Origin of the sequence: Bradyrhizobium barranii subsp. barranii, from assembly GCF_017565645.3 — a bacterium.
Lineage (GTDB): Bacteria > Pseudomonadota > Alphaproteobacteria > Rhizobiales > Xanthobacteraceae > Bradyrhizobium > Bradyrhizobium barranii.
Genome location: NZ_CP086136.1, coordinates 3,922,900 through 3,936,313, shown reverse-complemented (window position 1 = coordinate 3,936,313; position 13,414 = coordinate 3,922,900). Strand labels below are relative to the sequence as shown.

13 protein-coding genes are annotated in these 13,414 nt (G+C 64.5%); 5 read left to right on the top strand and 8 right to left on the bottom strand.

What is annotated here, in order from left to right; genetic code table 11:
- Positions 1-21: 21 nt before the first annotated feature.
- The 3 genes from J4G43_RS18650 (at position 22) to J4G43_RS18640 (ending at position 1,523) form a co-directional block, all read left to right on the top strand.
- Complete coding sequence (locus J4G43_RS18650) at positions 22-264, top strand: DUF1127 domain-containing protein (RefSeq protein WP_208085879.1); 243 nt, start codon at positions 22-24, stop codon at positions 262-264.
- Between the two features lie 236 nt (positions 265-500).
- Complete coding sequence (locus J4G43_RS18645; protein WP_208085878.1) at positions 501-677, top strand: hypothetical protein; 177 nt, start codon at positions 501-503, stop codon at positions 675-677.
- 12 nt (positions 678-689) lie between these two features.
- Positions 690-1,523 (top strand): methyltransferase, encoded by an 834-nt coding sequence (locus J4G43_RS18640; RefSeq protein ID WP_208085877.1) that lies wholly within the window; start codon positions 690-692, stop codon positions 1,521-1,523.
- A 215-nt stretch (positions 1,524-1,738) separates the two neighbouring features.
- Here the strand turns inward: J4G43_RS18640 and J4G43_RS18635 are convergent, their stop codons facing one another.
- Positions 1,739-2,440: an alpha/beta fold hydrolase gene (locus J4G43_RS18635; protein WP_208089352.1), complete on the bottom strand. Its 702-nt coding sequence runs from the start codon at positions 2,438-2,440 to the stop codon at positions 1,739-1,741.
- A 153-nt stretch (positions 2,441-2,593) separates the two neighbouring features.
- Between J4G43_RS18635 and J4G43_RS18630 the strand changes: the two genes are divergently transcribed.
- Entirely contained in the window at positions 2,594-3,496 is a 903-nt protein-coding gene (locus J4G43_RS18630) for a LysR family transcriptional regulator (protein WP_063984453.1), read from the top strand.
- A 74-nt stretch (positions 3,497-3,570) separates the two neighbouring features.
- Here the strand turns inward: J4G43_RS18630 and J4G43_RS18625 are convergent, their stop codons facing one another.
- The 7 genes from J4G43_RS18625 to J4G43_RS18595 form a co-directional block, all read right to left on the bottom strand.
- Positions 3,571-5,211, bottom strand: a complete 1,641-nt coding sequence (locus J4G43_RS18625; protein WP_208085876.1) for an amidase family protein — start codon at positions 5,209-5,211, stop codon at positions 3,571-3,573.
- A gap of 262 nt (positions 5,212-5,473) precedes the next feature.
- Positions 5,474-6,970: an ABC transporter substrate-binding protein gene (locus J4G43_RS18620; protein ID WP_208085875.1), complete on the bottom strand. Its 1,497-nt coding sequence runs from the start codon at positions 6,968-6,970 to the stop codon at positions 5,474-5,476.
- Between the two features lie 54 nt (positions 6,971-7,024).
- On the bottom strand, positions 7,025-8,029 hold the full coding sequence (locus tag J4G43_RS18615; protein WP_208085874.1) for an ABC transporter ATP-binding protein: 1,005 nt from the start codon (positions 8,027-8,029) through the stop codon (positions 7,025-7,027).
- Positions 8,026-9,039, bottom strand: a complete 1,014-nt coding sequence (locus J4G43_RS18610) for an ABC transporter ATP-binding protein (protein WP_208085873.1) — start codon at positions 9,037-9,039, stop codon at positions 8,026-8,028. Before J4G43_RS18610 ends, J4G43_RS18615 begins: the two co-directional genes overlap by 4 nt.
- Positions 9,040-9,041: 2 nt before the next feature.
- Positions 9,042-9,935, bottom strand: coding sequence for an ABC transporter permease (locus tag J4G43_RS18605; protein WP_208085872.1), 894 nt, complete (start codon positions 9,933-9,935; stop codon positions 9,042-9,044).
- A complete protein-coding gene (locus J4G43_RS18600; protein WP_208085871.1) occupies positions 9,932-10,882 on the bottom strand; it encodes an ABC transporter permease in 951 nt (316 codons plus the stop codon). Before J4G43_RS18600 ends, J4G43_RS18605 begins: the two co-directional genes overlap by 4 nt.
- Positions 10,883-10,966: 84 nt before the next feature.
- Positions 10,967-12,388 carry an amidase gene (locus J4G43_RS18595; RefSeq protein WP_208085870.1) on the bottom strand — a complete coding sequence of 474 codons (1,422 nt, stop codon included), beginning with the start codon at positions 12,386-12,388 and terminating at the stop codon, positions 10,967-10,969.
- Positions 12,389-12,522: 134 nt separating this feature from the next.
- On the opposite strand from J4G43_RS18595, the gene J4G43_RS18590 reads away from it, so the two are divergent.
- Entirely contained in the window at positions 12,523-13,410 is an 888-nt protein-coding gene (locus J4G43_RS18590) for a LysR family transcriptional regulator (RefSeq protein ID WP_208085869.1), read from the top strand.
- The last annotated feature ends 4 nt before the right edge of the window (positions 13,411-13,414 follow it).

Sequence of the window (13,414 nt, the reverse complement as noted above, 5' to 3'; positions counted from 1 at the left end):
AAGGTGCCCGAGGATGCTGCGATGAGCATGATTTATCAGACAACGGGCTTGGTCCAGACGGCAGACTCCCAGCGACGCAATGTCAGCGTTTTCAGGAATTGCTGGAACGCTTTTCAAGAGTGGCGGAAATGGGAGCGCCTGCGGCGCGATCTTTGCAGCCTAAGTGATCAGGAACTGAAGGATATCGGGATTACGTATGGCGAGATCGAGTACGTGGCCTCGAACCGAAATACTGACCCGCGAGGCATACGATCGGTCGGATGATGTCCACCTCCGGCAGCGCTGGACGGTCCGTCGGAAATTGGTCGACGCGAGCCGCTTGGCGGCCCGGATACCGGCTTGCGCTTAGTCAAAGGCCGACACCGCGCCAACACGCCAGCTTGGGGTCGCAAGCCGAAATCAGCATCGAGCAACGCCACGTCTGCGAAGGGCCACAAGCGGAAGTAGTCAGCTACCCAACAGCCGTGTATGCTGGTTGTTTTTCGCTTTGGAGAATTGCCATGACCGCCAATACTCCTGAACAGCTGCCGCCGCACATCCAATTGATCCAAATGGGAGCGGCGATTACCTCAAGAACCGTTTGCGTCGCTGCAAAGTTGGGACTAGCCGATCAGCTCGCATTTGGGCCGAAGAGCGCTTTGGAACTAGCTGGTCCGATGCAGGTGCATGCATCATAACTGCATCGATTGATGCGCACTCTGGCGAGCCTGGGCATCTTGACAGAGCAATCGGCGCAGCGATTTGCGTTGACTAGCTTAGGCGAGGCTCTGAAGACCAGTGCGCCGGGCTCGGCAAGATCGTCCCTGCTTGTTTTCGGGAGTGCCTGGCAGCGCGGTGCTTGGGATTATATGGAATACTCTGTTCAAACGGGCAAACCAGGTTTTGACAAAGCGCATGGTGTGCCATTCTTCGAATATCTCGCACATCATCCAGAACAAGCATCGCTGTTTAGCGAGACAATGATCGGCCTCCACAATCAGGAACCTCCTGCCGTCGCAGCTGCATATGGATTTGCGGTTTTCAAGACCATCGTTGACGTTGGCGGAGCGACCGGCAACATGTTGGCCACTGTGCTTTCCCGTCATGAGGGACCGCGCGGCATTCTGTTCGATCGTCCGCATGTCGTGACTGACGCGCCGGCATTGCTAACTGCCAAGGGTGTAAGCGACCGGGTGACAATAGTGCCTGGTGATTTCTTCCAGAGCGTCCCTGCTGGGGCGGACGCTTACATTCTTTCGCACGTCATTCACGACTGGGACGAGGACCAGTGTCTCACGATCCTTGGCCACGTCCGCAAGGCAATGAACCCCGCCGGACGGCTGCTTGTCGTCGAAATGGTTCTTCCGTCCGGCGATGCAGCACATCAGGGAAAGATGCTCGATATGGCGATGCTAGTGCTATTGGGCGGGCAGGAAAGAACGGAGTCCGAGTACGCGTCACTTCTTGGCAAAGCCCGTTTTCGCCTTGCGCGGGTCGTACCCACCAATTCAGCTGCAAGCATCCTCGAAGCAGTGGCGGCTTGAGCGAGAGAAGTTTGACCGACGTCCGCTGTGGGTCAAAGGCCGACACCGCGCCAATGCCCCAACACGCCAGCTTGGGGTCACAAGCCGAAATCAGCATCGAGCAACGCCGCGCCTGCGAAGGGCCAAGAGCGGCCGTTGCACACCAGCCCATGAACAAGAGAGGTCGCCTCGCGAACGACCTCTCCTTCGTGTCCGGCAATGTATGCTTGTTGCGATCAGCTTTTTTTAACGGCGGCCGCGGCTTTGCGTATCACGTCGATCACCACATTTGGCTGGGAGAGCATCGGCACGTGGCTGCTCGCCACTTCGGTGATCGTCGCTCCCATGCGCTTCGACACCCAGCGTTGCAGATCCGGATGCACAGTATGGTCTTGCGTGGCCAGAATGTACCAGCTCGGCTTCGACCTCCACGCGATCTTGCCGGCGCTGAGCTTCTGTTGCTGGAACAGATTGTAGACGGGCGCATAATGGGTGGCCCAAACCAGCTTCTGGTCTTCCGCGGAGAGGTCTCCTGCGAAGAACTCGGTGCCACTCGGAAGCATCCAGGCACGCCCATCGGCGACCTCGACGCGAGAGAAAATATCCGACGGATACTTGTCGAGCTGGTCCTGCACGGTCTCGCCGGCATCGGGCGCGACCGCTGCAATGTAGACGAGACCGACCACGCGTTCATCGGTGCCCGCGCCTGTGATGGTGGCGCCGCCATACGAATGGCCGACGAGAAGGACCGGGCTGCCAACGCGATTGAGTGTGCGCTTCACCGTCGCCAGATCCTCCTCGAAGGAGTCCAGGCCATATTGAACGGCGATCACTTCGTACCCGTCGGCCTGCAATGCTGGAATGACTTTGCTGAAACAGGAGCCATCGGCCCAAATGCCGTGACAGAAAACGATCGTTGGCTTGGTTTGCGCAGACATACTGCTTTTCCTTTTTTGCACGAACTTCAGCGATGAAGGGCATTGGAAGACCAACTCGGTTGCCGGGGCCCCCATTGCGAAAGTCAGACTATTCGTTCATAAATGGCCGATTAGCCGTCTTTCGTTCGGTTCTTTCGCGATCAAAAGTCCTGAATGACAACGATTCTAGAAAGAACGGCCGGTCTGCTGGCCTTCGTGCGGACAGTTGACGCGGGTTCTTTCGCCGGCGCCGCGCGATCGATCGGCGCCAGCCCCTCGGCGGTATCGAAAAGCGTTTCGCGCCTCGAACAACGCCTCGGCGTGCGCTTGCTGCAGCGCTCAACGCGCACACTCAGCCCAACGTCCGAAGGCGCCGCTTACTACGAGCACGTCGCTCCCCATCTGCGCGCGATAGAGGAAGCCGACGACGTCGTGCAGGTTCCAGGAAACGTCCGCGGCGTGCTTCGGGTCACTGTGCCGAGTACATTTGGACGCCCGTTGATTTCCGCATGGGCGGGCTCGTTCCTGGAGCGCTATCCGGACATCAAGCTTGATCTCAGCGTCACGGACCGCCGTGTCGATCTCATCCGCGAGGGCTTCGACCTCGCTGTCAGAATTGGCGAATTGGAAGACACAAACCTGATCGGCCGCTCGTTAGGTGTCCTGCAATATGTTCTGGGCGCATCGCCGGAATACCTTCAGCGACGAGGAATCCCGCAGTCGATCGACGATCTCACGCAGCATGCCTGCCTTCGCCATCTGCTTGGCGGCCGGCCGCAAGCATTTACTTTTGCGGACGGCACACGGGTCATCCCCAATGGCCCCTTCGACAGCGACGATGCTCAGTCGTTGATTGAAGCGGTCATAAAAGGCGTTGGCATCACGCAGTTCATGCGCATAGCAATCGAGGACGAGCTCGCCGCCGGGCGATTGAATGTCGTGCTGCCGGGCATACCGATGTTCACTACACCGGTCTACGTCCTGCACGCATTCGGACGACAACTTCCCCTGCGTGCCCGCCTGTTCATCGATTTTCTTGTCGACGCCTTGGGCGTGTCGCGCAATTTGTCACTCTGAACTTTAGGAACTGGCCAGAAACGGGTCCGACGCGCGAGCAGGGATTTCCGCCTGATCCTCTCGGCCAGTGACATCTAAAGCGCGGGTAAGCCGGGCGGCGGCTTGCGCATGTTGGAGGCCTGCTCATAGGCGTAGGCCAGACGCAGCAGCTTGTGCTCGCTCCAGGCACGGCCTGCGAAGGTAACGCCGAGCGGATAGTCGGGCGTGTCCTTGTCGTCTGCTCCCGAAATGAAACCGCCCGGCACCATGACGCTGGGATAGCCCGCCTTCGCTGTTATCACGCAGCCCGCGGCGCCGGGAAACAGCACCGCGTCGAGCTTGTGCTGGTTCATGTAGGCGTCCATGCCGCGCGTCTTGGCGGAGAGCAGGTCCATGGCCCGCGCCGATTTGTACTCGCGCTCGCTGAGATCGCCTCTGGTCATGTTGGCGGCGAGGAACAGGTCCTGGCCGAACCGCAGCGCCGTCTCAGCGTTCGCCTCGTTGAAGGCCACGATGTCGGCCATGGTCTTCATCTCTGTGTTCGTCGCCCAATCGCTGAGGTAGAGATTGAGATCGTGCTTCAGCTCGTAGAGGAAGACGATCGGCGGCGTCGCCGGATTACCCCTATTGCGACTCAGGGGATTGCGGTTGAGCACGTTCATGCTCGTACCAGGGCCGCCGATCCAGCCAGATGTTGGCATGTTGACGCGCACGACGATCGCGCCCAGATCCTCCAGCACCTTGATCGCGTCGACCATCACCTTGGCCGATCTGGGCGGCAACTTGCCGTAGTAGCGATCGTTCAGCGGGTCGGCCGGGTCGCTCGGCACGCCGATGCGCGCGCCCTTCATCGCGTCGGTCGCGAGGTCGGCTGTGTAGTCGACCGGCCGCCGCTGCCGCTCGGTCGCGGGGTCGAGTGGGTCTTCGGCTGCCAGCACGTTCAATAGCATCGCCGCGTCGCGCACCGTGCGCGTCATCGGCCCTGCAGTGTCCTGGCTGTGCGCGATCGGCACGATCCCGGCCCGACTGACCAGCCCAACGGTCGGCTTCACGGTGACGAGGCCGTTTTGGCTCGCGGGATACAGCAGCGAGCCCGACGTCTCGGTGCCGATCGAGGCTGCGCACAGGCCGGCCGCTACGGCGACGGCCGAGCCCGCGCTCGATCCGCCCGGCTGCACGACCGGAATGCCGTGATCGCCCATCAGCGCCGGCGCGTAAGGGTTCTTCACCTGACCGCCTAGCGACGAATAGCCCGCGGGCATGTCGGCCGCGAGAATGTTGGCGAACTCCGTCAGGTTCGCCTTGCCCAGGATCACCGCACCGGCCTTTCGCAGCAGCTTGACGACGGTCGCGTCTCTCCTGGCGCGCGCGCCCTCCAGCGCCAGCGAGCCCGCCGTCGTCGGCTGCTTGTCGCCGGTCGCGATGTTGTCCTTCACCAGGATCGGGATGCCCGCCAGCGGCCGCTTGGCCGACGGTTTTGTGTCGTCGAGCTTGCCCGCGATCCCAAGCGCGTCGGGATTGAGCGCGCGCACGGAATTAAGCGCGGGCCCGTTGCGGTCATAGGCTTCGATGCGCGCGAGGTAAGCTTTGGTCAGCGCCGTGGCAGTGCCCCGCCCGCTGGCCAGCGCATGAGCGATATCGCTCATCGGCGCATTGTCGAGCTTCAGAGTGATCGGTGCTTCAGCGCTGACGGCAGCCGCGGCGATGCCGGCATCGCGGCGGGATGGCTTCTTCATGGCGTGCCTCGCCTGACGGCGCGTCCCGAACCATGACGCCGCGATGGTCGTATATTGCCGGTGTTTTGCCCGACGGGTCAACCGCATCGCGTGGCTCAGCAAGCCATCGAGCGGACCGTGCAAGCCATTGAAATATCTAACCCCGGCTACTGTGCATGGGGTTGTTTTTCAGGATTTTGTTTTGGGTGGCCCAAAAAGATTGACCTCTCCTCCGATGGGGAGAGGTCAACGTTGCAGCAGGTTCGACTTGATCGAACGGCCCCTACTCCCAGGACCAGGTCGAGAAATCGTTCTCGTATTGCGGGACGTCCTTCCAGACGCCCTTCAGCTTCTTGTTGGTGATGGTGATGAGCTGCGGCTGGTACAGGAAGCCGGCGACCGCGTCGGTGGCCAGCATGCGCTGGGCATCGCCGAGCAGCTTTGCGCGCCCAGCCTCGTCAGGCGTCGACACAATCTGCTTGTAGAGCGCGTTGAAGGCCTCGTTGTTGTAGCCGAGGTAGTAGTCCGGCTCGGTGATCTTGACGAGGTCGAACGGCTCGACATGGCTGACGATGGTGAGGTCGAAATTATGCGGACCATTGCCGGCGAACACCTGCGACAGCCACTGCGCCCATTCGACGTTCTCGATCTTGGCGATGATGCCGACCTTGGCGAGTTGCGCCGCGAGGATCTCGCCGCCCTGCCGCGCATAGGACGGCGGCGGCAGCTTCAGCGACAGTTCGAGCGGCGTGGTGACCCCGGCTTCCGCCAGCAGCTTCTTCGCCTTCTCGGGATCGTAGGGGTTGATGCCGGTGGTGTCGACGAAGCCGAGCGCGCCGGGCACGTAGAAGCTGCCGATCGGCGTGCCGAAACCATCCGCCGCGCCGTCGACCATCGCCTTGCGGTCGATCGCGGCGAGGACGGCACGGCGCACGCGGACGTCGTCGAGCGGCTTCTTGCGCTCGTTGATGCCGACGATGGTCTTGGCACGGGAGCCGCCGACCATGACGTTGAAGCGCGGATCGGCCTTGAACTGGCCAATGGCACGCGCGGCCGCAACGCGTGGGAATGCGTCGACGTCACCCGAGAGCAGCGCCGCGGTCTGCGCGGCCGGATCGGAGATGAAGCGGATCGTCACCTTCGACAGCTTGATCGCGGCGGCGTTGCGATAGTCGGCCCATTTGTTCAGCGTGAGTGAGGAACCCTTGGCCCAGGCCCCGAGCTGATAGGGCCCGGTCCCGACCGGCTGTGTGCCGTTGGTGGCTGCGCTCTTCGGCTCGACGATCGAGCCGCTCGCCTGCCCGAGCAGGAACGGCAGGTTCGGCTCGGAATATTTCACCGTGATCACGACCGTGTCGGCGTCGGGCGCGTCGACCTTCTCGAAAGCCTGGAACAGGCTCTTGTCCTTGTTGGTGCTGGTCGCGATCGCGTTGCGCTCGAACGAGAACTTCACCGCCGCGGAATCGAACGGCTCGCCGTTCTGGAATTTGACGCCCTTGCGCAGCTTGAACGTGTAGGTCTTCAGGTCGGGCGAGGCGGTCCAGCTCTCCGCCAGCAAGGGCGAGACGGAGCCGTCCTCGTTGATCTTGGTCAGCGTCTCATAGATGTTGTAGAGCGTCACTTCGGCGATCGCCGCCGCGGCGGCGATGGTGGGATCGAGCCCCGGCGGCTCCAGCGCCATCGCCATGACGACGCTGTCCTTCTTGCTCTGCGCCAGCACCGGCAGCGGTGCTGCGACAAGCGCGGCGGCAAATGCGACGATCGACAATTTCCTGAACATGCGTAACTCCCCGGCCTTCTCTTGTCTCAGCCTACGCCAATTCCATGGGAGACACTAACCTTCCATGGCCGCGTGCGGCAATGCCATCACCGCCTCCGCCTTGTGGCAGGCGGCGAGATGGGCTTCTCCGACCTTGCGTAGCAAGGGCGGAACCTCGCGGCAATGCTGGTCGGCCAGCGGACAGCGCGCGACATAGGGGCATCCGGCAGCAGTCACCGATTGCGAGGCGATCGCCTGGGCCCCGCGCCGTCGCCGGCCCCCGCCGGCGCGCGCCCGCGGCACGGCATCCAATAGCGCCCGCGTATAGGGATGGGCACAGCGCTCGGACAGGTCCTCCGGCCTGCCCTGCTCGACGATCCGGCCGAGATACATCACCGCGACCTCGTCGCAGAGATAGTCGACCACGGCGAGGTCGTGGCTGATCAGGATGTAGCTCAGGCCGAACTGCTCCTGGAGGTCCTGCATCAAATTGAGCACCTGCGCCTGCACGGAGACGTCGAGCGCGGAAACCGGCTCGTCGGCGACGATCAGCTTCGGCTGGGTGATCAGCGCGCGCGCGATCGCGATGCGCTGGCGTTGGCCGCCGGAAAATTCGTGCGGATATTTATCCATGTCGGCGTCGCGCAGGCCGACCTGCCGCAGCACCGCGGAGACGCGGGCGCGAAACGTGGTGCGGTCGGCATCTTCCAGCACGGTGAGCGGCTCGGCGACGATGCGCGCGATGGTCTGGCGCGGATCGAGCGACCCGTAAGGATCCTGGAACACCATCTGGAAATCGCGGCGCGCGCGGCGCAGCTCGTCGGGCGAGATGCGGTTGAGATCGCGCCCGAGCAGCGCAACCTGCCCCGACGTCGGTCGCTCCAGCGCCATAACCACCCGCGCGAAGGTCGACTTGCCCGAACCGGACTCGCCGACGACGCCGAGGCTCTTGCCGGCATCGACCCGCACGCTGACGCCGTTGAGCGCGCGCACCTGGCCCGGCGGACGGAACAGGCTTTCGCGCGGCAGCGTGTAGCGCTGCTCGAGATTCTTGACGTCGAGAAGCGGCGCTGCGGTCATGCGGGCAGCGCTCCGACATTCGCGGCCATGGAGACATCGGTGCGCACACAGCGCACGCCGTGACCGGGACCGACTTCGATCATCGGCGGCAGCGCCACGCGGCACTTATCCTCGACCAGCGGACAGCGGTCGCCGAACGTGCAGCCGGCGGGCAAATCCGCAAGTTCGGGCACCGTGCCCGAGATCGTCGTCAACCGCGTCCCCTTGCGCGCGCCGAGCTTCGGCCGGGCGCGGAACAGGCCCTGCGTATAGGGATGGCCCATGCGGCGGAACACCTCGTCGGTCGGCCCGCTCTCGACGACCGTGCCGCCATACATCACCATCATGCGCTGCACGTTCTCGGCGATGACGCCGAGATCGTGCGAGATCAGGATCATCGACATGCCGCGCTCCTCGACGAGATCGGCGATGAGGTCGAGGATCTGGCCCTGGATGGTGACGTCGAGCGCCGTGGTCGGCTCGTCCGCGATCAGGAGGTCGGGCTCGCAGGCCAGCGCCATGGCGATCGTGACGCGCTGGCGCTGACCGCCGGAGAACTGATGCGGATAGGCCTCGATCCGCCTTGCGGGATCGGGCAATCCGACGCGGTCGAGCAAGGCGATCGCTTCACGCCGCGCCTGCGCCGCCGAATACTTCTTGTGACGCCGCAGCGGCTCGGCAACCTGATGGCCGATCGTGTGCATCGGGTTGAGCGCTGTCATCGGCTCCTGGAAGATCATGCTGATGCGGTTGCCGCGCAGCTTGCAATAATCCGCATCCGACAGACCGGCGAGCTCGCTGCCATCAAGCTTGATGCTGCCGGTCACGACGGCACTGTCCGGCAGCAATCCCATCAGCGACAGCGCCGTCACCGACTTGCCGCAGCCGGATTCGCCGACGAGACCCAGCGTCTCGCCGCGCTTGAGGGTGAAGCTCACGCCGCGCACGGCCTGTGCCGGTCCGCGGCTGGTGTTGAGGCGCACGCCGAGATTCGCGGCCTCGATCAGCGGCAGGGTTGAGCGCTCCCCCATCTTCATCGCTCCCGCGCCAGTCGCGGATCGAGCAGATCGCGCAGTCCGTCGCCGAGCAGATTGAGCCCGAGCACCGCGGTGGCGATCGCCGCGCCCGGATAGACCGCGAGCATCGGCGACTGGAACAGCAGCGTCTGCGCATCGTTCAGCATGCGGCCCCAGGACGGTTGCGGCGGCTGCGTGCCGAGGCCGAGATAGGACAGCGCGGCTTCGGCCAGGATCGCGAGCGCGAACTGGATGGTGACCTGCACGATCAGGATCGACAGGATGTTGGGCAGCACATGCTCGATGGTGATGCGGAATTTGCCCTTCCCCGAGGCGCGCGCGGCCAGCACGAATTCGCGCGCCCAGATCGCGTTGGCGGAGCCGCGCGTCAGCCGGGTCAGCGTCGGTATCTGGAAGATTCCGATCGCGATGATCGAGGTCACCATGCCCGGCCCGACGACCGCGGCTAGCATGATTGCGGAGAGCACCGCCGGAAAGGCGAAGGTGAAATCGGAGAAGCGCATGATGATCTCTTCGGTCCAGCCGCGCTTGGCCGACGCGACCAGGCCGAGGCAGACGCCGAAGGTGAGACCGATGCTCACGGCGATGATGCCGACCAGAATGGTCGAGCGCGCGCCCGCGAGCAGCAGCGAGACGATGTCGCGGCCGAAGGAATCGGTGCCGAGCCAGTGCGCAGCCGACGGCGGCCGGAGCTTCGAGGCGATGTCGATCTCATAGGGCGACCACGGCGTCCACACCAGCGACAGCAGCGCCGAGGCGAGCACCAGCAGGCTCAGCGCGCCGCCCAGCACAAAGCTGCGGTGACGCAGCGCGCGGGCCCAGAAGGTGCGGGCCGGCAGCGGACGCGTTGCGATCGGGGCGTCGACCGAAGTGGCCAGGGGCGCGCTCACAAATCGTGGACCTTGATGCGGGGATCGATGAAGGCGTAGAGCACATCGACCACGAAATTCACGATGACGACCATGGCCGCAAGCAGCATCACGCAATTGCGCACCACGATCAGGTCGCGGTTGGCGATCGACTGGAAGATCAGGCGGCCGAGGCCCGGCAGGTAGAACACGTTCTCGATCACGATGGTGCCGGCGAGCAGATTGGCGAATTGCAGCCCCATCACCGTCATCACGGGGATCATGGCGTTGCGCAGCACGTGGCTCCACAGCACCTCACGCTTGCCGAGACCCTTCGCGCGCGCCGTGCGGACGAAGTCTTCGCGCAGCACTTCGAGCACGGCCGAGCGCGTGACGCGCGCGAGGATCGCGGCCTGCACCATGGCGAGCGAGATCGCCGGCAGCAGCAGCGACTTGATGCCGAGCCAGATGCCATCCTCCCAGCCGGGAAAGCCGCCCGCCGAGAGCCATTGCAGCCGCACCGAGAACAGCAGGACCAGCAGGATCGCGAACCAGAAGTTCGGCAGCGCGATGCCCACTTGCGTCAACGACATCACGCCGACGTCGCCGAGCTTGTTGTGGTTGGCCGCGGTGTAGATGCCGGCCGAGAGCGCCAGCGTCACCGTGATCAGCATCGACATGATCGCGAGCGGAACGGTCAGCACCAGCCGCTCCGCGATCAGGCTTGCGACCGGCGTACCATAGACATAGCTGTTGCCGAGATCGCCGACGAGGAGGCCCTTGATCCATTGCAGATAGCGAACCGCCAGCGGCTGGTCGAGCCCGAGCTTGACGGTGAGCGCGCGCACCGCGTCGGCCGAGGCATCGGCGCCCATCAGCATCTGCGCCGCGTTGCCCGGCAGCGCATCCAGCACCAGGAAAATGATCACGGATGCGCCGACCAGCGTCGCCAGCAAGGTCAACAGACGTCGAAGAAAGAATACGCTCATGCGCGCTCGGCTTCAGGGCTCATCCGCCGCACGATCAACATGTCCGGGCGCCGGAGGCAAGTCCTTTGCGGCATGTGCCTCACCTCAGCCGGGCCGGCGGGACAGAAGATCGTGCGAGGCCTCGAACAGCGCGCTCACCCGCAGCAACTCGGCATCTGCACGGAAGCGCCCGACGAGTTGAAGCCCGATCGGCAGGCCGTCGCCGCCGAAGCCGCTGGGAAGACTGATCGCGGGGTGTCCGGTCATGTTGAACGGCATGGTCCAGGGGAACCAGTGCGGCCGGACGCTGTCGAAGTGCTTGCCGTCGATCTCGATGGTGCCGAACAGGTCCTGGTCGATCGGCAGCGCGGTGCGGGTAAGGGTCGGCATCGCCAAAAGATGCCCGCGCGCAAGCAGGGATTGCACGCGGCGGAACAGCGCGGTGCGCGCGAACATCGCCTCCTGATAGGCGACGCCGCTGACATTGGTCGCGAGCGCGACCTGCTTGACGAAGGCTTCGCTGAGGACGTCGCCATGCTCGGCCACCAGCTTGGCGAAACGCGTACGCCAGACGGTGTGGTTGATGGCGCGCCAGATCGGCTCGATGTCAAACCCCTCGCCGGAGAACTCCTCGAGCTCGGCACCGAGACCGGCCAGCCGGTCGAGGCTCGCCTTGAAGCTGGCCGCGACATCTGACGACACTGGGCGGCCGGGAGGCGACGCACAGAACAGGATCCTTTGCCCGCGCAGATCGCCGCGCGGCGCGGCGGTGCCGATGAAATCGGGCACGGGCACGCCGATCGACCAGGGATCGCAGGAGTCCTCACCGGCCATCGCCTGCATCATCAGCGCGGTATCGGCGACGGTACGCGTGGTCGGCGTGACATAGGTCTGGTTGCCGAAGGCGTCGAGCGCCTGGCTGTGCGCGATCACGCCGTTGCTCTGCTTCAGCCCGACCACGCCGTTGCAGGCGGCAGGAATTCGCGTCGAGCCACCGCCATCGGTCGCAATCGCAAGGGGCGCGATGCCGCTCGCCACCGCCACGGCCGCGCCGCCGCTGGAGCCGCCGGAGGACCGCTCTGCACTCCAGGCGTTGCGGGTGCGACCGAACAAGGGCGAGTCGGTCAGACATTTGCTGCCGAACTCGGGCGTCGTGGTCTTGCCGATCAGGATCGCACCTTCCGCGCGGAGCTTTGCCACCGCAACGGCATCCTCGGCCGGCACGTTGTCCTTGTAGGGAACGGCGCCGAACGTGGTCTTCACGCCGCCAGTGTTGACGATGTCCTTGACGGTGACGGGAAGGCCATGCAGCAGGCCAAGCGGCTCGCCCGCCATCACCTTGCGCTCGGCCGCAAGCGCCTGCGCCATCGCCTCGTCGCCGCAGAGCGTAATGAAACAGTTCAGCTCGGGCTGAAGCGCCTCGGCCCGCCCAAGCACGGCGCGGGTGACCTCGACAGGCGAAATCTTCTTCGTGGCAATAAGGCCGCGCAGCTCGGTTGCGGACAGCAGGCAGGGATCGCCGTTCATCGTCAAATCATCGCTCCGAAGCCGGCCCTCGTTGGCCCAAGCATTGACAAGGCATTGACAGCGAGAATGACACTTCTGTTAACTCAGCGTCCAATACCATTTTGATGGTCAACCCATACGTTTTCGGTATGCCAATGGATCTTCACCGGCTTCGCTATTTCGTCGCCGTGGCCGAGGCACGCAGCGTCGGCAAGGCCGCCGAACGGCTGCGGATGGCGCAGCCGCCGCTGTCGGTCCAGATCCGCAAGTTAGAGGCCGAGGTTGGCGCGCCGCTGTTCCGCCGCGGCACGCGCGGCATGGACCTGACCGAAGCGGGCCAGGCCCTGCTGGTGCGCGCCGGCGAGGCGCTGGCGCTCGCGGCCGACGGGGTCGAAGCCGCGCGCGCGGTCGCAGCCGGCAGCCGCGGGCGGATTTCGGTCGGATACATGTTCGTGCTCGCGAACGCCATGCTGCCGCGCCTGATCCCCGACCTGCGGCGATCCATTCCCGGCGTCGACCTCGACTTCGCCGAGCTCAGCGCCTCGACGCGCGAGGCGCGGCTGCTCGACCGCAGCGTCACCGTCGCGCTGTGCATGCCGGCGATCCACCATCCCGAGATCCAGGTGGCGCGGATCGGCGCGCAGCCGTTCATGCTGGCAATGCCGAAGCGCTCGCCGCTTGCGCGCCTGAGCGCGGTGCCGATGGCGCGACTCCAGGGCCGTCCGCTGATCGCGCTGCCGCCGCCGGAGCAGGATCCCGCCTCCTCCGCGGTCGCGGCCTTGCTGCGGCGGCATCAGATCGTGATGCCGATCGCGAGCCGGGTGGAGACGGTGCATTCGGCGATGAGCCTCGTTCTCGCCGGCGAGGGGCTTGCGATCCTGCCGGCCTGCGCGAAGCTCGGCGCGCCGCAGGGCATCGTGTTCAGGCCGTTGCGGGATGCCGCCGACTCCATCGATATCGCCGTGTGCTGGCGGCGGGATTCGCAGAGCCCGCTGATCCGCACCTTCCTCAAATGCGCCGAGAAGGTCGTGGCACGGCTGTGATGCG